This window comes from Sorangium sp. So ce726, from assembly GCF_051521405.1.
Taxonomy (GTDB): Bacteria; Myxococcota_A; Polyangia; order Polyangiales; family Polyangiaceae; genus Sorangium.
This window is the reverse complement of record NZ_CP150349.1, coordinates 7,137,962-7,160,083: the sequence shown is the minus strand read 5'-3', so window position 1 is coordinate 7,160,083 and position 22,122 is coordinate 7,137,962. Positions and strand designations below refer to the sequence as shown.

Sequence of the window (22,122 nt, the reverse complement as noted above, 5' to 3'; positions counted from 1 at the left end):
CGCGCCGAGAAGGAAGAACGCATGAACCCTTATGCACCTCCGACCGCATCCATCGAGCCTCACGCCGCGAGCGTCGAGCAGATCAGCCCGGAGCAGCGCCTCGAGATCCAGAAGAAGCTGAGTCGCTCCAGCACCTTGAGCTTCCTCTTCGGGGTGCCGGGGTTCCTTCTGCAATCGGTGGGTCGCGCGATGGACAACGCTCCCATCACGCTCCTCGGCGTCGCCCTGTTCATCACCGCGCTCGTGTATTACGCGAAGATGCGCGGCCGGAGCGGCGCGTGGGGGATCGTGGGGCTGGGCACCTGCATCGGACTGGCGCTTCTCTACTTCCTGCCGAAGCACTGCCTGAACTGCGCGGCGAAGCACTCGTACCGATCAAAGGATTGCAATCGCTGCGGCGCGCCGCTCGGCTCCTGAGCGGGCGCGCTCGGCTGCTCTCCGGCGCTGCCGCTCGCCGCGCCGTTTTCTGGGCCGCTCTCCCGACGTGCCGCGACGCTCGCACTCGCTCGGCGATGAGCTGCTCCGGTCCGCGCCGGAGCCATGAACGGAGCAGGCCGACCATGGCTCTCCGCGTCGCGCGCTCGCCTCGGCGCTACCGCGCTGCCGGCGGCTTGTGCGCCGCGCGCAGCTCGTCGGCGCTCACCTTGCCGTCGCGGTTCGCGTCCGCCGCCTTCACCCGCTCCCAGCGCTTCTCGCCCACCTCGTCCCTGGTGAGGAAGCCGTCGCCGTTCTTGTCCTTCTTGGCGAAGCGCGCCTTCTGCTTCGCCGCCCGGTCCTTCAGGCGCAGCTCGGCGTGCGCCTTGAGCTCCTCGGCCGACAGGATGCCGTCGTTGTTGGTGTCCGCCTTGCCGAACCGCTTCTGCGCCTTCTCGGGGAGCTCTGCGACGGTCAGCTTGCCGTCGCCGTTCTTATCGAAGCGCTTGATGAGGCGGGCCGGGTCCTTCGGGCCGTGCGGGTGGCGGGCGTCCTTGCCCTGGCCCTGGTGCGGCGCCGGCTTGCCCCCCGTGCCGCCCGCGCCGTTGGCCGCGTAGGCCGCTCCGCCGCCGGCCAGGACGGCCGCAGCAAGGAAGCTGCCGAGGACGAAGCGACGGATCGCGCTGTGGGTCTTGTTGGAGAAGAGGGCGAGGGTCATTGGGTCGTGCTCCTTGGTGCAAGGGCCAGCGTCTTCTTGCCGGCTTTTGTTCCTGAGACGCTCCCCGTGCCGCCCTCCCTACGTGCCCCTCGATCTTTTTTCAGCGGGCGCGACCGTGGCCTGGGGCGCCTCGCTCCGTCCCGGCCCACCACCACCCGCCCTTGGCAGGGGCCGCGCGCGGCCCGCTGGTGTGAGCCTCCGCGCATCGCGTCGAGGTCGCAGCGTCGGCTCCGGCAGACGGACGCTGAGATCCACGTCCAGCGGGGGTATAAAGGAAGCAGAGACGACGATGATCTTGTACCGACCCGTGGGCCTCGCCGAGCTCCGGCTCATCGCAGAGGCCGGCTATCGAGCGTTCCCGCCGCGCCTGCCGCATCAGCCGATCTTCTATCCGGTGCTGACGGAGGAGTATGCGCGCAAGATCGCCCGCGACTGGAACACCGTCGATGAGACCTCCGGGTTCGCGGGGTGGGTGACGCGGTTCGAGGTCGAGGACGACTTTGCCCGCAGGTATCCCGTGCAGATCGCGGGCGGACGCTCCCACGAGGAGCTCTGGGTGCCCGCCGAGGAGCTGGAGGAGTTCAACCGGCATCTCGTCGGGACCATCGAGGTCACCGAGGTCTATTGCGGACCGAAGTTTCAGGGAGACATCGATCCTGCGACCCGTCTCCCCAACGGTTGGCTCCGCAACCCGCCAACGAAGGTCAGTTGAGGCCATGGAGTTCTCCAGCCCCGCAGCCAACCCCCCTCCCAGCGAGATGGAGTTGCGCCTGGAGCAGCACCGGCAGGAGCTGACCGGCCACTGTTACCGGATGCTCGGCTCCGCGTTCGACGCGGACGACGCCGTGCAGGAGACGATGGTGCGGGCGTGGCGGAGCTTCGATCAGCTCGAGGGCAGCGCGGCGATGCGATCGTGGCTGTACCGCATCGCCACCAACGTGTGCCTCGACATGCTGCGGGGCCGGTCGCGGCGGGCTCGACCGATGGATCTCGGCCCGGCGGGCTCGGCCGAGAACCCGGTCCTCGACACGCTGGCGGAGGCGACGTGGGTGCTGCCGATCCCCGACGGTCGGGTGCTGGCGGCGTCCTGCGACCCGGCGGAGCTGGTCGCGTCGCGGCAGACGATCCGGCTCGCGTTCGTGGCCGCGCTCCAGCGGCTCCCGCCCCGGCAGCGCGCGGCGCTGCTGCTGAAGGAGGTCCTTTCCTGGGAGGCCGCGGAGATCGCGGAGCTGCTCGGGATGACCATCGCCTCGGTCAACAGCGCCCTGCAGCGCGCCCGGGCGACGCTCGGCCAGCAGGAGAAGGCCGACCTCCATGAGCCGATGAACGAGGCGCAGCGGTCCCTGCTCGGCCGCTACGTCGCGGCCTTCGAGCGGCAAGACGTCGACGCGCTGGTCTCGCTGCTCCGCGAGGACGCGACCTGGTCGATGCCGCCCTACCGCCTGTGGCTGCGCGGGCGTCCCTCGGTGCACGCCTGGCTCCTCAAGGTGGGAGAGGGGTGCAGAGGTTCGCGGCTGCTGCCGGTGGCAGCGAACGGATCGTTCGCGCTGGGGCAGTACCGGCCGAGCGGCCCTGGCGGCGCCTTCGTCCCGTGGGCGATCCAGGTCATCGACGTGTCCGCCGGGGAGATCGTCGGGGTGTGCTCGTTCCTCGACGCCGAGCGGCTCTTCCCGCTCTTTGGCCTGCCCCTGCGGCCCGAAACCTAGCCCCGAAAAAAATCTTCCGGACGACCGATGAATCGGGCGCCGTCGCGGCGTCCTAGGGATCGAATCGGCCGCGCCGCGCCGCCATGACGCCGGGGCGGGAGGACCGATCTGTCCAGAGCGAGCCAGGAGGAGACGATGGAGACGAGCGCCTTGATGTCGCAGCAGCACGTGGAGCCGGTGGTGGTGTCGAACAAGAAGGTCTGGGCCGGGCGGATCCTTAGCGGCCTGTCGGTGGCGTTCCTGCTCTTCGACAGCATCGGGAAGCTGATGATGGTGCCCCAGGTGCTGGAGGGGTCCGAGCAGCTCGGCTATCCCCTGAGCTCGGTCCGCGGCATCGGGCTCGTCCTGCTGGCGAGCGTCGTCACCTACATGATCCCGCGCACCTCCGTGCTCGGCGCGATCCTGCTGACAGGCTTCCTGGGCGGCGCCGTCGCCACGCACGTGCGCGTCGACAACCCGCTGTTCAGCCACGTCCTGTTCCCTGTGTACGTCGCCGCGATGATCTGGGGCGGGCTGCTCCTGCGCGACGAGCGGCTGCGCGCGCTGCTCCCGCTCCGGAAGTAGCGGGTATCGAGGAATGATCGCGCGACCGATGAATCCGAGCGGCTCGCGCAGTCTGTGATGAAGGAGCGCCCGCGGCGCCGGGCGAGCACCCAAGGAGAGACGACGATGCGATTCTTGATGCTGTATCGACCTGACAAAAGCCAGGAGCTCTGCGCGCCCGATCCGGAGCACATGGCGCAGATGGGGAAGCTCATCGACGAGATGACGCGGGAGGGCGTGCTCCTCGGCACCGACGCGCTCCTCCCCACCGCGATGGGCGCGCGCGTCCGGAGAGCAGGCGCCGAGCTCACCGTGAGCGACGGGGCGCTCCCGGACATGAAGGATCCGATGGTCGGCTATGCGCTGATCCGGGCGGCCTCGAAGGAGGAGGCGATCGCGGGGGCAAAGCGCTTCCTTCAGGTCGCCGGGGATGGCCACTGCGAGGTGCTTCCGCTGATGGATGGGCCTCCGCCCTCCTGAACGCGCTGGCGGCGAATGGTTTATCGTCATCTGAATTGTTCAGTGTGACGGTTGTCTGAAGCCTCCGGTTTGAATTTCAGCTGTCCCGGGAGGGTGTGTTGGCACCCTCCAGCCGGTGGTCCGAGCGCGGTCGAACCGCCCCTTGACTCCGTGCGCGCGCTCACTTCTACGTGGCGTGCGTCGCCACCGCCTCTCCGCGGCGTCAAGGAGCCCAACCATGCACACACGCAAGCTCGGAACTCTCCAGGTCTCCGCCCTCGGCCTCGGCTGCATGGGCATGAGCGATTTCTACGGCGAGCGCGATGAGGCCGAGTCGATCGCCACCCTTCACCGCGCCATCGAGCTCGGCGTCACGCTGCTCGACACCGCGGACATGTATGGTCCCTTCACGAACGAGGAGCTCGTCGGCCGGGCCATCGCGGGCCGGCGCGATCGCGTCATCCTCTCGACCAAGTGTGGCATCGTCCGCGACCCGAACGACGTCACGGTCCGCGGCATCAACGGCGCGCCGGAGTACATCCGCTCGGCCTGCGACGCGAGCCTGCGGCGCCTACGCGTCGATGTGATCGATCTGTACCAGCTGCACCGCGTGGATCCGAAGACGCCCATCGAGGACAGCGTCGGCGCGATGGCGGACCTCGTGAAGGCCGGCAAGGTGCGCGCGATCGGCCTCTCGGAGGCGAGCTCGTCCACGCTCCGGCGCGCCCACGCCGTGCACCCGCTCGCGTCGGTGCAGACGGAGTACTCGCTCTGGACGCGCGATCCCGAGGACGACGTGCTCGCCACGTGCCGCGAGCTCGGCATCGGCTTCCTCGCGTACAGCCCCCTCGGCCGCGGCTTCCTCACGGGGCAGATCCGGCGCTTCGAGGATCTCGCGCCGGACGACTACCGCCGCATCTCGCCGCGATTCCAGGGCGAGAACTTCCAGCGGAACCTCGACCTCGTCGCGAAGGTCGAGGGCATCGCGCGGGAGAAGGGCGTGAAGGCGTCGCAGCTCGCGCTCGCGTGGGTGCTCGCGCAGGGGGACTTCATCGTCCCGATCCCCGGCACGAAGCGCCGCATCTACCTCGAGGAGAACGTCGCCGCGGAGGCGATCGAGCTGACCGAGGGCGATCTGCGGCGCCTCGACGCGGTGGTGCCGAAGGGCGCGGCCGTCGGCCTCCGCTATCCGGAGCTCGGCATGCAGCTCGTGAACCAGTGAGCGACGCCGCCTGAGCGCCGCGCGACGATCACGCCTCTCCGGGCGTGGGGTCAGCGCTCCCTTTCGGGCGAGCGGCGGGCCACGCCTCTTCGGGCACCCCGGGCAGCCGGAGGACGCGCAGGGGGCCCTCGCACGAGAGCAGGCCGGCGAGCGCCGGGTCGGTCATCACCTCGAGCAGGTCGCGCTCTGCGTCGTCGACCGTGCACCGTCGCCGCACGAGGCGAACGACCTGCGAGTAGTCCACATGATCCGGATTGTGCGCGAGCCCGAGAGGTTGCCACAGGGTGTGCTGGCCGTACCTGTGGGCCGCGCCCGGGTCGAACCAGCCGTAGTTGGCGGCCCGGTCGGGGCGGTCCGCGAGGTGGTTGGTGAGTACCCAGTGCTTGCCCACGTTCTCGATGAGCCCGGTCCGCCCCGCGAGCTGCTCCTCGACGCGGCGGTGGTGCTCCAGCATGCGGGAGGTGTTCGCCATCGAGGCATCCGGGGCGCCGATGCACGGCGGGATCCGCACGGTCGCCTGCTCCCACACGAGGTCGCAGAGGCGCGTCGTCAGCATCGCGCACTCGAGCAGATCCGCGATTCGCTGGGTCGTCCGCGCGGAGGCGTTGACGCGGACGGAGTCCTCCGCGTCGCCGATGCGGAGCGCGTCGGCGCTCACGAGGAACGTCGCGCGGCGCTCGTCGAGCTGGCTGTACACCGGGACCCACGAGATCGGCGCCAGGTGGCCGGCCTGCACCGCTTCGAGGATGGCCTCCTCGCGCGCGGCGCACGCGTGCTCTGGAAGGCCTGCGACGAAATCGGTGCCTCTCAGGACGTCTGTCATGCTCCCCCTCCCGCGAGCGCGACCGCGGCGCTCGAGGTGGAAGCGTGAGCGGAAGCGGACGCGGCAGGAAGAGGTTTCGCTCTCTCGTCTGCGGCGTGCCCACGGCCGCGCGCTCCTGCGCCGCTTTGCGCTGCCCGTCCGCCCGCCCTAAGCTCCGCCCCATGTCGCCCCCGGCGAGCCGTCTCTCCCCGCGTCCATCCCGCGCGTCCTGCGCATCCCGCTTCCTGCTCGTCGCCTGCGCCGCCGTCCTCGCCGCGCAGGCGGTCGGCTGCGGATCGAGCGCTGCCCGGGGGCCCGAGGCGGGCGCCGCGATCTCGTCGATCGACGCGCGTCTGCGCGGCAGCTTCAGGCTCGTCCGGTTCGAGCCCGAGGTCCCGCTCGAACCGATGCTCGCGTCGATGCTCGAGTTCCAGTACGCGCACCTGGTCGTCCGCTTCGATGGAAAGCGCATCCTCGCCGACTCACCCGGCCTCCACGTGGACCGCGCCTACGAGATCCGCGACCCCGCGTGGGATCGGTTCAAGATCGTCTCCTATGACGAGGCGGGCGTCGCCTACGAGGCGCTGTGCGAGTTCTCGGGCGAGGGAGAGCTCGTCGTGCACGCGCAGACGCCGCCCTGGAAGGGCGTCGCCACGCTCCGGCGGGCGCAGTAGCGAGCGCCCAGCCCTCTCGCGCCGACGCCGGCGAGCGCCGAAGCGGGAGCAGCGCCGCGCATGACGCGCCTGACGTGCTCTCTCGATGAGAAGAGCGGACGCAGGATCGTGGATGCTTGAACTGGTGCGCTGCGGTGCGTCGATGGAATGAGAGGGCGTGCGCTGTAGGCAGCGCCACGCGCGACTTCGTCGCTCGAAGTTCACCCGGCGGGGTCGTCCTTTGATAAGATAGCTAGGACGGACGTTGCTGTCCACACGGCGCTCCAAGGAATCACCGGATCATGAACGACGGCGAAGCGGATGTTGTCGCTACGATGCGAGCGGAATTGGAGGTGCTCCGCTGGCGCAACGCCGAGCTCGAGCGGGAGCTCGCCGAGAAGCAGCGCGTGGAGAAGGACCTGCGGGAGAGCGAGGCGCGCTACCGGGGCATCGTCGAGGACCAGACCGAGCTCATTTGCCGCTTTCGGATGGATGGCACGCTGACTTTCGTCAACGACATCTACTGCCGGTACTTCGAGAAGACGCGGGAGGAGCTGGTCGGCCACCGCTTCATGCCGATGGTCCCCGACGAGGACGGGCCGCTCCTCGCTCGGCAGTTCGCGAAGCTCGGCCCCGAGAACCCGATCGTCCACACCGAGCACCGCGTCATCCTCCCGAACGGCGCGGTCCGGTGGATGCACTGGACCAACCGCGCCCCGCTCGGTGAAGGGGGGCCGCTCGCCGAGTTCCAGGCGATCGGCGTCGACGTCACCGAGCGCCGGCACGCGGAGGACGAGGTGAGGCGCCTCAACGCCGAGCTCGAGCTGCGCGTGGCGGACAAGACGAAGCGGCTCGAGCAGATGGTCCGCGAGCTGTCGACCCCGCTCATGCCGGTGGCGGATCAGGTCATCGCGGTGCCGCTGATCGGCTTCCTCGACAGCGACCGCGCCGCGGCGACGCTCGAGACCGTGCTCAACGGGGTCGTCACGCACAGCGCCAGGACAGTGGTCCTCGACATCACCGGCGTGGGGGTCATCGACTCCCAGGTAGCGGACTCGCTCATCCGGCTGGCCAAGGCGGTGAACCTCCTCGGCTCCCAGGTGGTGCTCACAGGCATCCAGCCGCGGATCGCGCAGACGCTGGTCGCGCAGGGCGTCGGTGTAGGCGGCGTCGTGACGCTCCGGACCCTGAAAGAGGGTATCGCGTTCGCCCTGCGACGCGGGCTCACCGCCTCTCGACCTTCGGCCCGCCAGGGCAGCTAGCTCCGAGCCTCGGAGATCCCGCGAGGGATCACCGCACCACGGAACCAGAACAACCGCGGAGCGGACGCCGAGGCTCGGCGCGTAACACCGAGGAAACAAAGGAAACAAAGCGAGTGCCGCCCGCGCGCGGCGCCGCGAAGCGGCCTGGGAGTCTGGACCTGCCAGGCCGGATGGAGCGAGCGAGCCGCAGGCGACGCGGCGCGCTGCGCCTGCTCGTTCGGGCTCACCGGACAGCCGGCGTGCGCCGGCGAAGGTGCGTCTGTCCACTATCCCGTCTCACGGCCGATCGTGTAGCCTCATCGACGATGGCGCACACGCAAACGACTGCTCAACCCGACGTGCATTCGGCTGCTCACGGTGCGAAAGCCAGCGAGGGCTTTCAGGAGATAGGAGGGGACATCGACTCGCGCTACATCAACGAAGATATCGCGCCCGTGCGCTTGGACCAGCGCAAATGGGGGATGAAGGACATCGCTGCGCTGTGGGTCTCCATGTGCGCCTGCACCCCGACGTACATGCTCGCCTCGGGCCTGATCGCCGAGGGGATGAGCTGGGGGCAGGCCGTCCTCACGATCCTCCTCGGCAACGTCATCGTGCTCATGCCCATGATCCTCAACGCTCACGCGGGCACGAAGTACGGTATCCCGTTCCCCGTTTACTGCCGGAGCGCCTTCGGCGTCCGAGGGGCGAACGTGCCCGCGGTGCTGCGCGCCCTCGTGGCCTGCGGCTGGTTCGGGATCGGGACGTGGCTCGGCGGGTGGGCCATCTACAAGATCGTGGCGGTCTTCATCCCGTCGATAGAGCAGATGCCGCCGACGGCGCTGGGCATCAACGTCCCACAGCTCGTCTGCTTCCTGCTCTTCTGGGGCGTCAACGTCTGGATCATTCACCTGGGCATCGAGTCGATCCGGATCCTGCTGAACATCAAGGCGCCTCTCCTGATCGGCCTCGGCCTGGCGCTGCTCCTCTGGGCCTATAGCCGCGCCGGCGGGTTCGGCCCGATGCTCGAGAAGCCCTCGTCCTTCGGGGTGGGGCAGCCCAAGGAAGGCCAGTTCTGGGCCTTCTTCTTCCCTGCGCTCACGGCGATGGTCGGCTTCTGGGCCACCCTGGCCCTCAACATCCCGGACTTCACTCGCTACGCGCATTCGCAGCGCGATCAGGTCATCGGGCAGGCGATCGGGCTTCCGCCCACGATGGCGTTCTTCTCGTTCATCGGCGTCGCCGTCACCTCCGCCACGGTCGTCATCTACGGCGAGACGCTCTGGGATCCGGTCGTCGTCATCACCCGCTTCGAGAACCCGGTCGTCTTGATCATCTCGCTCGCGGCCCTCTGCATCGCCAACCTGGCGACCAACATCGCCGCGAACGTGGTGAGCCCGGCCAACGATTTCTCGAACCTCTGGCCGTCGCGGATCTCCTTCCGCACCGGCGGCCTCATCACCGGCATCATCGGGATCCTGATGCAGCCGTGGCGGCTCGTCAGCGATCCGACGGGTTATATCTTCACCTGGCTCGTCGGCTACTCCGCGCTGCTCGGCCCCCTCGGCGCGATCTTGATCGCGGAGTACTACGTCGTCCGCAGGACCAACCTCGATCTCACCCAGCTCTACAAGCGGGAAGGGATCTACTGGTACGTGGGCGGGTGGAACCCCGTCGCGATCGTCGCCCTCGTCCTCGGCGTCTTGCCCAACCTGCCTGGCTTCCTCGGCACCATCAAGGTCGCGACGGTCTCCAAGGCATGGATGGATCTCTATAGCTACGCCTGGTTCTCGGGCTTCGCCATCTCGTTCGTCGTCTACGTCGCCCTCTCGCTGATTCGCCGCCCGGCCAAGCTCGCCGCGGCCTGATCCTCGTCGCCTCGCGCCGAGGCGCGAGACCCCGCCGCCCGTCCAACTCAGCATCAGCGCTGTCAGCTGCGAACGCCGCGTCTTTCCCGCGGCGCGAGCCCCCTGGGACGCCCTCTCCCCTGGGAGCGCCGCCGGCTCCTCGCCGGCGCGCGCCGCCCCGATGGGTCGCTCTTTTTTTGTACGCGGGCATTCATCTCGTGATCAAAGACGAGAGTCGCCGATGGCAACAACGTTGTTGTGGGGCGAGGCCCCACCGTGGGAGACCTGTGGTGTGTTGTGGAGCGCTCCCGCCGCCGAGGCACTCCGCGCTTTAAAAGTGTCTTGCCAAACAACGTGGGTAGATTCCATTCGTCTGTCTCTTGCTCCGTGGGCGCCTTTCGATGGATCATGAAATGTCGCTCTTCTCCCGCCTTCGAGGTGCCCATGAACAAGATCGTCCTCTGGTCGCTCCCGGCTCTCGCCCTGGCCGCATGCGCTGATAACGGCACGCCTGTCGACGAAACTCGGACCGTCGCGGGCGCCCCGATCACGGTCGCCGCCGCCCGGCCCTACTCCCTCTTCGAGAGCGGCCAGGTCCGCCCTCTCGCCCTCTCCCCCGACGGCTCGCTGCTCTTCGCCGTCAACACGCCTGATAACCGTCTCGAGATCTTCAAGGTCCGGAGCGGCGGGCTCGAGCACCGCGGCTCCGTCGCCGTGGGCATGGAGCCGGTCGCCGTCGCGGCCCGCAGCGACGACGAGGTCTGGGTCGTCAACCACCTCTCCGACAGTGTGAGCGTGGTCGACGTCTCGAGGCCGAGGAAGCCCCGCGTCGTGCGCACGCTCCTCGTCGGCGACGAACCTCGCGACATCGTGTTCGCCGGCGTCGGCAAGAGCCGCGCCTTCATCACCACAGCGCACCGTGGGCAGAACAGCCCTGTGGATCCGGCGCTCACCACGCCGGGCGTGGGCCGCGCCGACGTCTGGGTCTTCTCGGCGGCGACCCCGAGCTCTGCGCCGCTCAACATCATCACCCTCTTCAGCGATACGCCGCGCGCGCTCGCCGCCACGCCGGACGGCTCACGCGTCTATGCGGCGGCCTTCCACTCCGGGAATCGCACCACGGTGATCGAGACCAACGTGGTGAACCTGGGCCTCGGCCTGCCCCCGCCGACCACCAACGCCGCCGGGGTCGTGCAGCCCAAGGCGCCCCTCATCGTCAAATTCAACGGGATGCACTGGGTGGACGAGCTGAATCGATCCTGGGACGACGAGGTGAACTTCTCGCTGCCTGACAAGGACGTCTTCGTCATCGACGCCCTGGCCAGCCCGCCCGCGCCCGTCGATGGGCCCGGGGGCGTGTTCCGGGGGGTCGGCACGGTCCTCTACAACATGGCCGTCAACCCGGTGAGCGGGCGCGTCTACGTGGCCAACACGGAGGCGTTCAACGAGAATCGCTTCGAGGGCCCCGGCGTCTTCGCCGGCCACACCGTGCGCGGCCGCTTCAACCACAACAACATCACGGTGATCGATCCCGCGACGGGCGGCGTCGCCCCGCGGCACCTGAACAAACACATCAACTACAGCACGTGCTGCGCCCCGGTCCCGAACGCCGAGAACCGCAAGAGCCTCGCGCTGCCCACGGGCATGGCCGTCTCCAGCAACGGAAAGAAGCTCTACGTCGCCGCGCTCGGCTCGGACAAGATCGGCATCTTCAACACCGCGGCGCTCGAGGCGGACACCTTCGTGCCGAGGCTCGCGCGCCAGATCCCGGTCTCCGGCGGCGGGCCGACCGGCGTGGTGCTGGACGAGGCGCGAGGGCAGCTCTACGCCCTCACGCGCTTCGACAACTCCATCTCGATCATCGACGTCGGCGCCAAGGCCGAGGTCGCGCACGTGCCCATGTACAGCCCCGAGCCGGAGAGCGTGGTCCGCGGCCGCCGCTTCCTCTACGACGCCTCGTTCACGTCGAGCCACGGCGACTCGGCCTGCGCGAGCTGCCATGTCTTCGGCGACCTCGACAGCCTGGCGTGGGACCTCGGTGACCCCGACGCGGTCAACACGCCGATGCCAGGCCCGTTTGCGCTCGATCCGGCGATCTTCGGCGCGCCCCGCGAGTTCGCCGCGCTCAAGGGGCCGATGACGACGCAGAGCCTGCGCGGGATGGCCAACCACGGGCCGATGCACTGGCGCGGAGACCGCACCGGCGGGAACGACGCGCCGAGCGCGCAGCCGGACAGCGGCACCTTCGACGAGGAGGCCGCGTTCAAGAAGTTCAGCGTCGCCTTCGTCGGCCTGCTCGGGCGGGACGCGCCCATCCCCGCGGCGGACCTGCAAGCGTTCACCGACTTCGCCCTGCAGGTGATGTATCCGCCCAACCCCATCCGCCAGCTGGACAACGGCCTCACCGCCGATCAGGCGGCGGGCAAGGCCTTCTTCACCCTGCCGGCCAGCGAGGGCGGCGCGTGCGCTTCGTGCCACGTGCTCGATCCCACGGCCAACGCCGAGTACGGGGTCGCGTTCCCCGGCTTCTTCGGGAGCGACGGGCGCTACACGTTCGATTTCATCTTCCAGAGCTTCAAGGTCGCCCAGCTCCGCAACGTCTATCAGAAGGTGGGGATGTTCGGCATGGTGGAGAATCCCCGCTTCAACAACCGGAATTTCGAGTTCCAGGGCGATCAGATCCGCGGGTTCGGCTTTGGCCACGACGGGACGATGGATACGGTCTTCCGGTTCCACGATCAGAACGGCTTCAACGAGGCGCCGGGGATCGCCGGCTTCCCGCCGGGCGCGGCGGGCGACGTGCTGCGCCAGCAGGTGACCAAGTACCTTCACGCCTTCGACAGCAACCTCGCGCCCATCGTGGGCCAGCAAGCGACGCTCGCCGGCACGGGCGACACGGCCGCCGAGCTGCGCGTGGATCTCTTGATCGCGCGCGCCGAGGCGGGGGAGTGCGATCTGGTGGCGAAGGTCCGCAGGCACGGGGAGGAGGCGGGCTTCCTCTATCAACAGGGCGTTGGTACCTTCCAGCCGGACAGGGCGGCGAGCGCTGCGATCAGCGAGGCGGCGCTGCGCGCGATCGCGGCGTCGGGCAAAGCGCTGACCTTCACTTGCGCGCCGCCGGGCTCGGGGGTGCGGATGGCGCTCGATCGCGACGGCGATGGGGCGCTCGACGGCGATGAGGCGGACGCGTTGACCGACCCGGCCGATCCGGCGAGCACGCCCTGAGGCCCTGAGTCTGAGCCCGCGCGGCGATCCCACGCCGCGCGGGCGTCTTCGCGCCCGCGCGCGCCGCCGTCACATCACCTCGGCCGAGGCTTCCTCGCGAGCCACGCACGCTCGCCCCACGGGCACGTGAAATCCTGCGGCTTCGTCAGGATCCAGAGCACCGGCAGGGGCGGCGGCGCCGGGGGCGTGGGCCCCGCGCCGTCCGTGAAATAGACGACGCCGGAGACCTTGCGCGCCGCCAGGAACTCCGGGGCGAACACCGGCCGCAGATCGGTCCCGCCGCGGCCGCCGACCTCGTCGAGCCGCCCGTCGAACGCGTACACGCGCCCGATCTCCACGTCGCACTCGACGACGGTGATGCGCGCCGACTCGCTCATCACCTGCAGCTGCCGGGCGATCTCCGAGAGCTCCTCGCGCCGCATGCTCATCGACGTGTCGATCGCGACGAGCACCGACGGCTTCGTGATCGCGCGGGGCGCGTACGTCCTGCCGGGGACCTCGCCGATGCGGCCCGGGAAGCGCCGGTTCGGCCGCGCGTACGTGTGCACCGGCGCGCGCTCCCTCGCCACGAACATCCGCAGCGCGGTCTTCCAGTCGAGCGGGTGCGCGGGCGGGCCCATCGCGTCCGTCAGCTCCTCGATGAGCCGTCCTGGCGTCTTGCCCGCGAGCAGCAGGCCGGGCACGTCCGCCGGATCGCCGTCGTTCGCGAGCGCGTCGGCCTCCTCGGCGGCGCGCAGCAGGAGCTGCCGCGTCTGCTCCACCGCGCCCGGCTCCCGCGAGGGGCGCCGGAGCACGCGGTGATCGTCGACGGCCTCACCGCCGCGCTGCGGGAGCTTGCCCTCGCGCGCGGCGCTCACGAGCAGCTCGTAGCGCTCGAGCGTGCTCTGGCCGCCGCGCAGGCCGATCGAGGCGTAGGGTTGCCAGCGGATCGGATCGGGCAGCGGCTCCTCGATGTACTCGTTGGCCGACATCTCCAGGGCGAGGTCCATGAGCTCCGGCTCGTCCGCGCCTGCGAACTTGGGGTGGCACAGGTGCCCGAGCGCGACGTGGTGCACCTCGTGGAGGAGCACGCCCCGCAGGAACACGGGCTCGTTCATGAACGACTCCACGTTGACGTGGAGGAAGAAGCGGCCGTCGAACAGCGAGACGGCCATGCGCTTGACCGAGGGGTCTGCGACCGGCGCGAGCCGCGCGAGGATCGCCGCGTAGCAGGGGTACCGGTCCAGGAAGCCGGGATCGCGCACGAAGGCGTCGAGCCACGCGGCGAGCGCGTCTTCGGGCACCTCGCGCACCTCGCCGCGCCCCGCGGTCTCGCTCATTGCGGCCGGACCGGCGTGACGCCGTGCTTCTTCAGCGCCCCCGCGAGCCGCAGGGCCCAGCGCTCCGGCAGCTGCGCGAGCAGCTGGCCCAGGCACACGCGCGCGACGTTGCTCCGCCGCACGTCGACGAGCTTCGCCTGCTGCGCGAGGTGCGCCGACAGCGCGGTCACGACGAGCCCCACGCGGTGCTGCCGCAGCGGATCGGCGCGCCACGCCAGCACCTTCTGCTCGGCGGCGCTGCCCGCGTAGTTCTGGAGCAGCTCCTCGGGGCGGACGTCGATGAGCTGCGTGGCCGTCGCGTTGCCGCCGAGCGCGTCCTGGAGGCGCTCGCGGTGATCGCCCGGCAGGTCGGCGAGCAGCGCCTCGAACGCCCCCAGCGACAGCTTGCGCTGCGCCGCGAGCACGCCGACCTCCGGCCCCTCGAGCAGCGGCGCGAGCCGCGTCGTCACCTCGTCGAACCGGTCGGTCTCCCCGCGCTCGCGCGCCCCGCGCAGCACCTTGCCCGCCGGCGAGCTCGGCCCGTAATCGGCGAGCAGCGCGCGCAGGTCGAACGGCAGCCGCGTCGACCAGGTGTCCTTCGACGCGAGCAGGAGCTCGACCCAGCTCGGGGGCAGGTACCCGCCCAGGGCGTCGCGCAGGAGCACGCCGTCCGCGAGCTCCTCGGGGCGGAGCGCGCTCAGCACGTGCGACGCATAGGTCCAGGTGCGCGGGGGGACGTCATCCAGGACGCGCTCGTGCCCCTGCGCGAGGGCGATCACGCCCGGGTGGAGGCCGTTCACCTGCGCCCAGGCGAGCCAGGACGCCCGGTCAGCGCGGACGTTCAGGTGAAGGAACCGTGCGCGGAGCGCGCGATCGAGGGGGGTCACCTGGTAATCGGCCGACTCGGGGTTGACCGCGGCGAAGCACACCCAGCCCGCGGGCAGCTCGTACTCGTGCAGCCGCCGGGCGCTGAGCAGCTGCAGCGCCGGCTGCTGGATGTACCGCTCCGCCCTGTTGAGCTCTTCCAGCATCAGGATGCCGGCGCCGTCCTGGGGCAGCACCGACGGCGCCGCGTAGGTGGTCCGGCTGTCCCGGATGACCGGCAGGCCCACGAGGTCGGGCGGCTCGAGGAGGCTCAGATCGAGCACGACGGTGGCGATGCCGAGCCGCTCGGCGAGCTGCCGGACGAGCTCGCTCTTGCCGATGCCCGTGGGCCCCTCGAGCAGCACCGCGCGGCGCGCGCGGTAGGCGAGCTCGAGCACGGCCTCGAGGCGCGGCCCGACCGGGATGGGCGCAGAGCGTCCCTCGAGGAGGTTCGGTGAAGTCGCCGGCGTCGGCCTGCCCGGCGCGTTGCCATCGGATCTGGGCTTCGTCACGGATGAAGAGGGGGTGCCGCGCGAGGGCGCGAAGAAAGGACCGCCGAGGCCCGGGGCCCAGGAGGCTCGGCCCTTCCGTACCCGACGGGCTTCCGGCGCGCTTCGTCTTTCTTGCCGGGTCGCCCGGAGCTCTAGCAGCCGCTGCGCGACCTGTCATTCGCCACGCGACGGGGCGGGGCTGCGCCGCGCTCACGCGCCAAGGAGCAGCCCGAGGGCGGCCGCGAGCGCGGCGTCGCTCCACGAGGACAGCCCGCGGGGCAGGAGGACGGTCGCGTGATGAGGCTGGCCTTCGCAGCTCCGCGACCCCTCGTAGGTGCGCCCCGTCCGCGTGAGCTCGTAGCTGCAGCGCCCGATCGTGCCCGTGAGCCGCCGCTCGTCCAGCCGGTAGTCGGAGAGGGCGCCAGCCAGGAGGCCCTGCGCGCGGAGCCCTGCCTCCGCCCGGGTCACCGAGAGCTCCAGCGGCATGGCACCGACGATGCCGGCCGCGCGCTGGCCCGTCGCGGTGACGTTCACGGCCTGGTCGAACGCCACGCCCCGGACTGTCTGCCCGCCGCGCCCTCTGTCGGCGGCGTACACGCCGAGGTTCACGTCCGGGCCGACGACGCGCCCCGGCTCGATGTCGGCGCTGACGAGCTCGCCCCGGGCGGTCAGCAAGATGAACTCGTTCGGCCCCGCGGCGCGGAAGATGTCCTCGCGCGCAGGAGATTCCGCGGCCGGCGCCGTCCCGCACGCTGCGGTGAGCGACAGCGCGAGCGCGAGTAGCCAGTGAGCGCGCACGGGGAGAAGGTTCATCCGCATCACAACACCTCGCCGCCCGATCGGGTGTGCCCGATCGACCACGCGCAACCTGATGCCAGCGATGCCAGACCGGTAGACGCCTGTACCGCCGGCAGCGCGCTTCCCCGATCCGTTCCTGATGACATCAGGAACGACCCTGACGAGTCCGTCCCGAGGGCTCCTCCGACCCCTTCAGGGCGGGTGCAGATTCGTGCGCTACGGGCTCAGCCGCCAGGCAGGCGAGTGAGACCCAGAGCGGCGCTTACATACAGAGCAGAGCGGCGGTCTCTCGCACAGGAGACGGGCCCAGATCGGCGTTTTCGGCGCGCAGGCGTACTCACGTACGCCGAGCACCGAAAACGTCGAGGTGGGCCCGTCTCCTGTGCGGGAGACCGTCGCTCGCGCTAGCGGGGGAGATCGAGGGGGGCGCAGGTCGATACGCCGGCGCCGACGATGCGGAAGCCGATGTTCGTCATGTAGTCCGTGTCGATCGAGCCGTCGGACGGGCGATAGCGGCTCACGTTGGTGGTCCGCGACGAGGACCCGAGCTCGCTCGGGGCGGTGTAGAAATAGAAGTCGCCACCCCAGAACGAGAACGCCCAGGAGCTGGGGGTCTCGATGCCCGGCAGGTCCGTGGCCTCGATGATCTCGCCGGTCTCCTTGTCGATCTCGGCCAGCTGCACCGGGGTGGTCGTGAAGAAGCCGAAGAGGCGTCCATCCCCCGTGCCGGTGAGCTCCGCCGAGATGTCGCGCATCGAGCCGCTGAACTCGCCGACCGGCGTCACGGACGCGCCGTCGATCCTCCCCAGCCCGATGCCCGGCATGCCCGTCGCGCCCGCCACGAAGAGCTCCTCGGTGTCCGGGCGCGAGAGGTCGCTCGAGAAGCCCATGCCGAGCCGGGACCACCCGTCGGAGAGCGTGGCCCCGGAGGGCTCGCAGCTCGCGTCCTCGGTGCTGACCTTGAACAACGTCCCCTCGCTGTCGTCGGGCTCGACATAGTTGACCCACGCCACCGCGTTGCGATCGATCGCCATCGAGTTCGGATCCATGCCGGTCCGGCACCCCAGGACACCAATCTTCGTGAACTCCTTACGATCGGGCCTGAAGCTGTAGAGCTCGTTGTCCTGTGAGAGCACATACACGAGGGATGCCCGCTCGATGCACCCGTTGTCAGGGGGCCCACTCCCGTTGTCCCCATTCCCGACGTCTCCGCTGTTCCCGCCGATATCGGCGCCGGAGCCAAACGGATCGTCCTGGCCGCCCTCGCCGCTCCCTGCACCGCTATCTCCGGCACCCGAGGACGGGTCGGTCTCCGTCGCGGACGTGCCGCGGTTGGACGCGCTGCAGCCGGCCGCGGCGAGCGCGATCCAGAAGCACCATCGTGCGATTCGCATATCCGCTCTCCCTTTCGCGTGATTCGCTCTTATAGCCGCGAAGCGCACGCACAGGTACACGAAGTCGCACCCTCGCTTCAAGGGGCGTCCAGGTCGAACAGCCCTTGGCGAGCGGGGTCATCAGTAGATAGGGATGACCTCGTCTGACTGGCAGCAATAATAGACCGGGCTCTCCGGTGTCACCTGGCCCATGGCGACTCCGCCGGTCGGGGCGCATCTGCCTGGGTCGTCCCTGAGCCATCGCGCCTCCATGCTCTCGAGCCGCAGATCCGGCCCCGCGACGCACTTCGGCCCGGCCATCGTCACCGTCTCTGCGCCGAGGAGCTCGCGACAGCCGTCGTCCTCGTAGACCGAGACGAGCGCGGCGCACGTGGCGTCCTCGAGCTCCTCGCACGCGCAAGGCGTGCAGCTGCGCGTGTCGTCGAAGCCCTCGGCGACCGCCAGCAGATCGGGATACGGCTCAGGGCACTCCGGCGTGCGCTGGCCGAGATAGCGGATGCACATCGTGAAGCCCTGTGACCGCTGCCAGGGGGCCGCGACACACATCTTCGAGGGATCTCTGCACTTGTTCTTGTCGGCCGTGCCGGTGCACGCGCGCACCCGGGTGCTCGCGGGGGCGGCCAGCTCGGGCGGCGCTCCTCCGGGATCGTGCGTCGGGGCGCACGCGCTCACCGTAGGCGCCAGGATGAGGAGCGAGCTGAGCTCGCCCGAGGTCGCCGCGGCCGGCGCCGTACACGCGCCGCTCCACCCCACGGGGGCGGCGAACGACGTGGACGCCGTCGCGCCGCACGTGGCCGAGGCGCTCCCCACGAGGCCTGATGGCAGCTCGCAGGAGGGCTTCGTGCAAAGGCACGTTGGACACGCGTGTTCGCCGTTGAAGCCGCTGTAACCGTCGAACACGAGATCCGGCGCCTCCGCCGGGCACTCCGGTGGGGACGTCCCGCCGGTCGCGTCGCCCCTCCAGAGAACGATGGGATCGTCGAACCCGAGGGCCGGCGGCGGCACGCACGCGCCGTCGCACACGGGGCACGGATCATTGCACTCGTGGGCATCCAGGCTGAAGCAGGGCTCATTGCACGAATAGATCTGGACAGCGCCGCCTTCCCAGCAGCCCGCGAAGCTGCCGGCGCCGGCGAGCGCGAGCGCGATGCCGAACGGGTCCTTCCTTCTCCTCATCGTGATGGTCCTTCTCTCACGTGTCGCGTTTCGGCTCGTCGGCAGGGGGCACCGCGCCGACCGCTCGGCGCTGCCCCAAGCCTCTCTCTTCCTGCTCCTTCACGCCGGCGAGGCGACCCGACCGGGGGCGCGCGGCGCCCTTGTCACTTCGGAGCCAAGGAGAGCTCGCACTCCTATTTCATACTTGGGTCAGCGAGGACAAGGAAGCCGAATCTGTCATGAAGCAGCGATGAATCGAGTGTATATCGAGTGTATTTCGATCGAGTGTATTTCGATAGGCCCCGAGAAATTATCAGCATTTGTTGGTCGTGCGGTTTTGGTGAGAATCTCACCGCCGATGGTGGAAAGCACGGTGGCGCTGCCGCGCTGCCGGCGGGGATCGGGCCGCGCCGGGCGTGGCGGGCGGCGCGTGCAGGGAGGTGCGGGGCAGCGTGAGCGGCGCCGGGCGAGAGCAACCTGAGGAGCCGAGGGCCTCGCGTGGCTCCGGAGCGTCCGTGGCGGAGCGCCACAGCCACGGTCCCTGCGCCGTACGTTCAGTGAGGAGCAGACGCTTGTCCAGGTCAATACCATACCGTATGGTATGGTTTGAAAGTGAGGCCCCGATGGATCCACGTCTCTCGAGCGCGGCGGTCGTCGCCGCGCTCATCGTGCTGGTCGCCGGCGTGTCCCGGCTCGGAGCGCCGCGCGGGGTGTCTCCGTGGACGCTGCTTGGCCTGCTCGCGATCCTGTGCGCTGCAGGGGCGCTGGGCGTCGGGGTCCCACGGCGGGACGTGCTTGCCCTGGCATCGGGCGGCGCCCTCGGGGTGCTCGCGGCGATCCACGTCTACTGGGGCCTGGGAGGCGCGTGGCCCGGGGATGCTCGGCACGAGAAGGTGGAGATGGTGGTCGGCTTGCCGAAGGGGAGCCCCTTTCCTTCCCTGAGCGCGTGTCTCGTCGTGGCGTGTCTCCTCGCGTCGTCTGCCGCGCTGGTGCTGGCGCAGCGGTACGGCGGCGGCGGTTCGCCGGCCCTGCTCCGGCTCGGCGCGTGGGCTGTCGCGCTGGTGCTCGGGGCGCGGGGCGTCGGCGGCTACTTCGACGCTCGCCTGCGGCCCGGCACGCGCGCGCTGCCGTATCACCGGCTGAACCGCCTCGTGTACTCGCCGCTCTCGCTCACCCTCGCGGCCGCTGTCGCGGGCGCCACGCTCGACTGACCCGCATGGCGCGCACCTCGAGGAACGACTGGCTCGACCAGGGGCTCGACGCGCTCCGCGACGGCGGCGAGGGCGCGCTGACGATCGACGGGCTCTGCGCGAGGCTCGGGCGAACGAAGGGCTCGTTCTATCACCACTTCGAGGACATCGCGGCGTTCCTCGCGGCGCTCCTCGCTCGCTGGGAGGAGCGGCAGACGTCGGCGCCGATCCACCACGCCGAGGCCGGCGGGAGCCCTGAGCAGAAGCGGCAGCGGCTCTCCGCGGTCGTGCGCTCGCTCGACGGCCGCCTCGAGCTCGCCGTGCGGGCGTGGGCGCTCCGCGACGAGCGCGCCGCGGCCGTGCTCCGGCGGGTCGACGCGCGCCGCGTCGAGTACCTCGCGTCCCTGTACGCCTCCGAGGGGCGCGCGCGCGGCGCCGCCTTGCTGCTCGCGCGGCTGGAGTACGCGGCCTTCGTCGGCGCGCAGATGCTCTTCTCCGACCTCTCGGTCGAGGGCGCGCGCTCGCTGGGGGTCGCGCTCGATCGCGCGCTCGAGCTCCTGGCCAAGGACGAGCGTGTCACGCGTCCGCCGGGCGCGACACGGAGGCGGCGAGCGACGTGAGGCCTGGCGCGGGCGCGCCTATCGCTGCGACCGCTCGAACGCGTCCACGGCGTCGAGCTGGGGCCGGAGCTGGGCGCGCTCCTCGTCGGAGAGCGGCGCCTCGTCGATCTCCTCGCGCAGGGCGCTGGCGCGCGCCTGTTCGCCCAAGGCGACAGCGAGCTCTAGCCGGGCTGCGAGGGCGAGGGCGCGCTCGAACGGGTCGTCCGGCCCCTTCCGGGCGAGCGCCACGTCGAGGACCTTGGCGGCCGCGGCGTCGTCGTTCTTGAAGTCGCGCAGCCGCGCAGCCGCGCGCAGGGCCTTACCTAGCCTCGAGTCCGAACGCGATCCGGCGGCCCCGTCGTCGTCGTCCGGCGCGTCCCGCCGGATGAAGATCACCGAGTTGCCCGCGACATCGACCACCGTGAAGCGGCTCTGCCCCTTCTTCATGCGCGATATCCGGGGCAGGCCGGAGATCGGCAGCTTGCCGTACGCCCGCCGCAGCCCCTCCGCGAAGGTCTCGTGGAGCCGCTCGACCTCGGGGACGATCACCAGGCACGCGCTGTACGCTTGTCTGGGATCCAGCCCCTTGAGGCCCATGAAGTGCAGGTGGACCTCCCCGCGGCGCGTCGCCGCATACACGTTCGGCGCCGTCTGCTGGTGGGTCACCTCGAAGCCAAGGGCGCCGTAGAACGCCAGGGTCTCGGGCAGCGACACACACGGAAGCACGGGAATCGTCATCGCTCCGCTCATGGGATCACGCCTTTCGAGCGGGTCGCGCAGGCGACGCCGCGTCCTCTTCGAGCACACGTCGGGCCTGTCGCAGCACATCGATGGCCGCGTGCAGGCTCGACAGATCGAGCCGCTTGCCGATCCGGTCCGCCCACGCGGCGTGGCGCGCTTCTACCTGCCGCAGGGCCTCGCGCCCTGCCGCCGTCATCGCGATGAGCTTGGCCGTGCGGTGGTGCGGGTTCTCCACATACTCGACGAACCCCTCGCGCTCGAGGGCATCCGCTATCTGCTGCACGCCCTGGCGAGTCAGCCCCATCGTCCGAGCGACGTTCGAGACCGGCGCCGGGCCGTGGTCCACGACGCCGAGCACCTGCCAGCGCGCGCTCGTGAGCCCCGCCGGCCTGGCCAGGGCGTCCCCGGCCTCGAGCGCCAGACCATTCAAGCGGAACACCTCGACAACCAGCTCGCTGAGCGCGGTCGCCTCCGCGGTGAGCCTCGTCATTGGAAGTAACCTGTCACATTGACAATTACTTGTCAATATGAGCACCGTGCCGGCGTCTTCGGCCTGGCTCGCAACTCAGGGAGCTCGCGCGGCAGGGAGGCCTGGCGGGATGTTCCAAGGCGCGGATCTCATGCCAGGTTTGAAAGCAGAGATCTCAGAATCGAAAGGCGTCGGGGGTGCCCTTAAGGGTAACCCCAGGAACGTAGAGGGGAGGAGCCTTGGCCCGTGTCCTGCTAAACACGGACATCAGAGCGCCCGTGACGGCTTCCCCC

General features: G+C 70.0%; 21 protein-coding genes. 12 read left to right on the top strand and 9 right to left on the bottom strand.

From position 1 onward, the window contains the following. Positions 1 to 21 precede the first annotated feature (21 nt). A complete protein-coding gene (locus WME79_RS26600; RefSeq protein WP_437520332.1) occupies positions 22 to 417 on the top strand; it encodes a hypothetical protein in 396 nt (131 codons plus the stop codon). Positions 418 to 592: 175 nt separating this feature from the next. Here the strand turns inward: WME79_RS26600 and WME79_RS26595 are convergent, their stop codons facing one another. Then, a complete protein-coding gene (locus WME79_RS26595; RefSeq protein WP_437520331.1) occupies positions 593 to 1,132 on the bottom strand; it encodes an EF-hand domain-containing protein in 540 nt (179 codons plus the stop codon). 289 nt (positions 1,133 to 1,421) lie between these two features. On the opposite strand from WME79_RS26595, the gene WME79_RS26590 reads away from it, so the two are divergent. The 5 genes from WME79_RS26590 to WME79_RS26570 all read left to right on the top strand — a co-directional run bounded on the left by WME79_RS26590 (position 1,422) and on the right by WME79_RS26570 (position 5,062). Then, positions 1,422 to 1,844, top strand: coding sequence for an ADP-ribosylation/crystallin J1 (locus tag WME79_RS26590; RefSeq protein ID WP_437520329.1), 423 nt, complete (start codon positions 1,422 to 1,424; stop codon positions 1,842 to 1,844). Between the two features lie 4 nt (positions 1,845 to 1,848). Further along, positions 1,849 to 2,838 carry a sigma-70 family RNA polymerase sigma factor gene (locus WME79_RS26585; protein ID WP_437520327.1) on the top strand — a complete coding sequence of 330 codons (990 nt, stop codon included), beginning with the start codon at positions 1,849 to 1,851 and terminating at the stop codon, positions 2,836 to 2,838. Between the two features lie 135 nt (positions 2,839 to 2,973). Beyond that, on the top strand, positions 2,974 to 3,402 hold the full coding sequence (locus tag WME79_RS26580; RefSeq protein ID WP_437520325.1) for a DoxX family protein: 429 nt from the start codon (positions 2,974 to 2,976) through the stop codon (positions 3,400 to 3,402). A 105-nt stretch (positions 3,403 to 3,507) separates the two neighbouring features. Then, on the top strand, positions 3,508 to 3,861 hold the full coding sequence (locus tag WME79_RS26575) for a YciI family protein (RefSeq protein WP_437520323.1): 354 nt from the start codon (positions 3,508 to 3,510) through the stop codon (positions 3,859 to 3,861). A 217-nt stretch (positions 3,862 to 4,078) separates the two neighbouring features. Beyond that, positions 4,079 to 5,062: an aldo/keto reductase gene (locus WME79_RS26570; RefSeq protein WP_437520321.1), complete on the top strand. Its 984-nt coding sequence runs from the start codon at positions 4,079 to 4,081 to the stop codon at positions 5,060 to 5,062. 28 nt (positions 5,063 to 5,090) lie between these two features. Here the strand turns inward: WME79_RS26570 and WME79_RS26565 are convergent, their stop codons facing one another. Next, positions 5,091 to 5,885, bottom strand: a complete 795-nt coding sequence (locus WME79_RS26565; RefSeq protein WP_437520319.1) for a hypothetical protein — start codon at positions 5,883 to 5,885, stop codon at positions 5,091 to 5,093. 161 nt (positions 5,886 to 6,046) lie between these two features. Between WME79_RS26565 and WME79_RS26560 the strand changes: the two genes are divergently transcribed. The 4 genes from WME79_RS26560 to WME79_RS26545 all read left to right on the top strand — a co-directional run bounded on the left by WME79_RS26560 (position 6,047) and on the right by WME79_RS26545 (position 12,830). Continuing rightward, a complete protein-coding gene (locus WME79_RS26560; protein ID WP_437520317.1) occupies positions 6,047 to 6,538 on the top strand; it encodes a hypothetical protein in 492 nt (163 codons plus the stop codon). Between the two features lie 314 nt (positions 6,539 to 6,852). Beyond that, a complete protein-coding gene (locus WME79_RS26555; protein ID WP_437520315.1) occupies positions 6,853 to 7,779 on the top strand; it encodes a PAS domain S-box protein in 927 nt (308 codons plus the stop codon). A 305-nt stretch (positions 7,780 to 8,084) separates the two neighbouring features. Next, positions 8,085 to 9,626 carry an NCS1 family nucleobase:cation symporter-1 gene (locus WME79_RS26550; protein ID WP_437520313.1) on the top strand — a complete coding sequence of 514 codons (1,542 nt, stop codon included), beginning with the start codon at positions 8,085 to 8,087 and terminating at the stop codon, positions 9,624 to 9,626. 423 nt (positions 9,627 to 10,049) lie between these two features. After that, positions 10,050 to 12,830, top strand: a complete 2,781-nt coding sequence (locus tag WME79_RS26545) for a hypothetical protein (RefSeq protein ID WP_437520312.1) — start codon at positions 10,050 to 10,052, stop codon at positions 12,828 to 12,830. A gap of 74 nt (positions 12,831 to 12,904) precedes the next feature. Here WME79_RS26545 and WME79_RS26540 read toward each other — a convergent pair whose 3' ends face one another. The 5 genes from WME79_RS26540 to WME79_RS26520 all read right to left on the bottom strand — a co-directional run bounded on the left by WME79_RS26540 (position 12,905) and on the right by WME79_RS26520 (position 18,851). Further along, positions 12,905 to 14,149, bottom strand: coding sequence for a vWA domain-containing protein (locus tag WME79_RS26540; RefSeq protein ID WP_437520310.1), 1,245 nt, complete (start codon positions 14,147 to 14,149; stop codon positions 12,905 to 12,907). Further along, entirely contained in the window at positions 14,146 to 15,504 is a 1,359-nt protein-coding gene (locus WME79_RS26535) for an AAA family ATPase (protein ID WP_437520308.1), read from the bottom strand. The genes WME79_RS26540 and WME79_RS26535 overlap by 4 nt, the downstream gene beginning before the upstream one ends. Positions 15,505 to 15,693: 189 nt before the next feature. Beyond that, positions 15,694 to 16,296: a hypothetical protein gene (locus WME79_RS26530; RefSeq protein WP_437520306.1), complete on the bottom strand. Its 603-nt coding sequence runs from the start codon at positions 16,294 to 16,296 to the stop codon at positions 15,694 to 15,696. A gap of 389 nt (positions 16,297 to 16,685) precedes the next feature. Then, the gene (locus WME79_RS26525; protein WP_437520305.1) at positions 16,686 to 17,675 is read right to left on the bottom strand and encodes a hypothetical protein; all 990 of its coding nucleotides are present in this window, start codon (positions 17,673 to 17,675) and stop codon (positions 16,686 to 16,688) included. Positions 17,676 to 17,795: 120 nt separating this feature from the next. Continuing rightward, on the bottom strand, positions 17,796 to 18,851 hold the full coding sequence (locus WME79_RS26520) for a hypothetical protein (protein WP_437520303.1): 1,056 nt from the start codon (positions 18,849 to 18,851) through the stop codon (positions 17,796 to 17,798). 602 nt (positions 18,852 to 19,453) lie between these two features. On the opposite strand from WME79_RS26520, the gene WME79_RS26515 reads away from it, so the two are divergent. After that, entirely contained in the window at positions 19,454 to 20,041 is a 588-nt protein-coding gene (locus WME79_RS26515; protein WP_437520301.1) for a DUF3995 domain-containing protein, read from the top strand. A 5-nt stretch (positions 20,042 to 20,046) separates the two neighbouring features. Further along, positions 20,047 to 20,640, top strand: coding sequence for a TetR/AcrR family transcriptional regulator (locus tag WME79_RS26510; protein WP_437520300.1), 594 nt, complete (start codon positions 20,047 to 20,049; stop codon positions 20,638 to 20,640). Positions 20,641 to 20,658: 18 nt separating this feature from the next. Here the strand turns inward: WME79_RS26510 and WME79_RS26505 are convergent, their stop codons facing one another. Then, positions 20,659 to 21,357, bottom strand: a complete 699-nt coding sequence (locus tag WME79_RS26505) for a hypothetical protein (protein WP_437520298.1) — start codon at positions 21,355 to 21,357, stop codon at positions 20,659 to 20,661. Between the two features lie 16 nt (positions 21,358 to 21,373). Further along, a complete protein-coding gene (locus WME79_RS26500; RefSeq protein ID WP_437520296.1) occupies positions 21,374 to 21,850 on the bottom strand; it encodes a MarR family winged helix-turn-helix transcriptional regulator in 477 nt (158 codons plus the stop codon). Between the last annotated feature and the right edge of the window lie 272 nt (positions 21,851 to 22,122).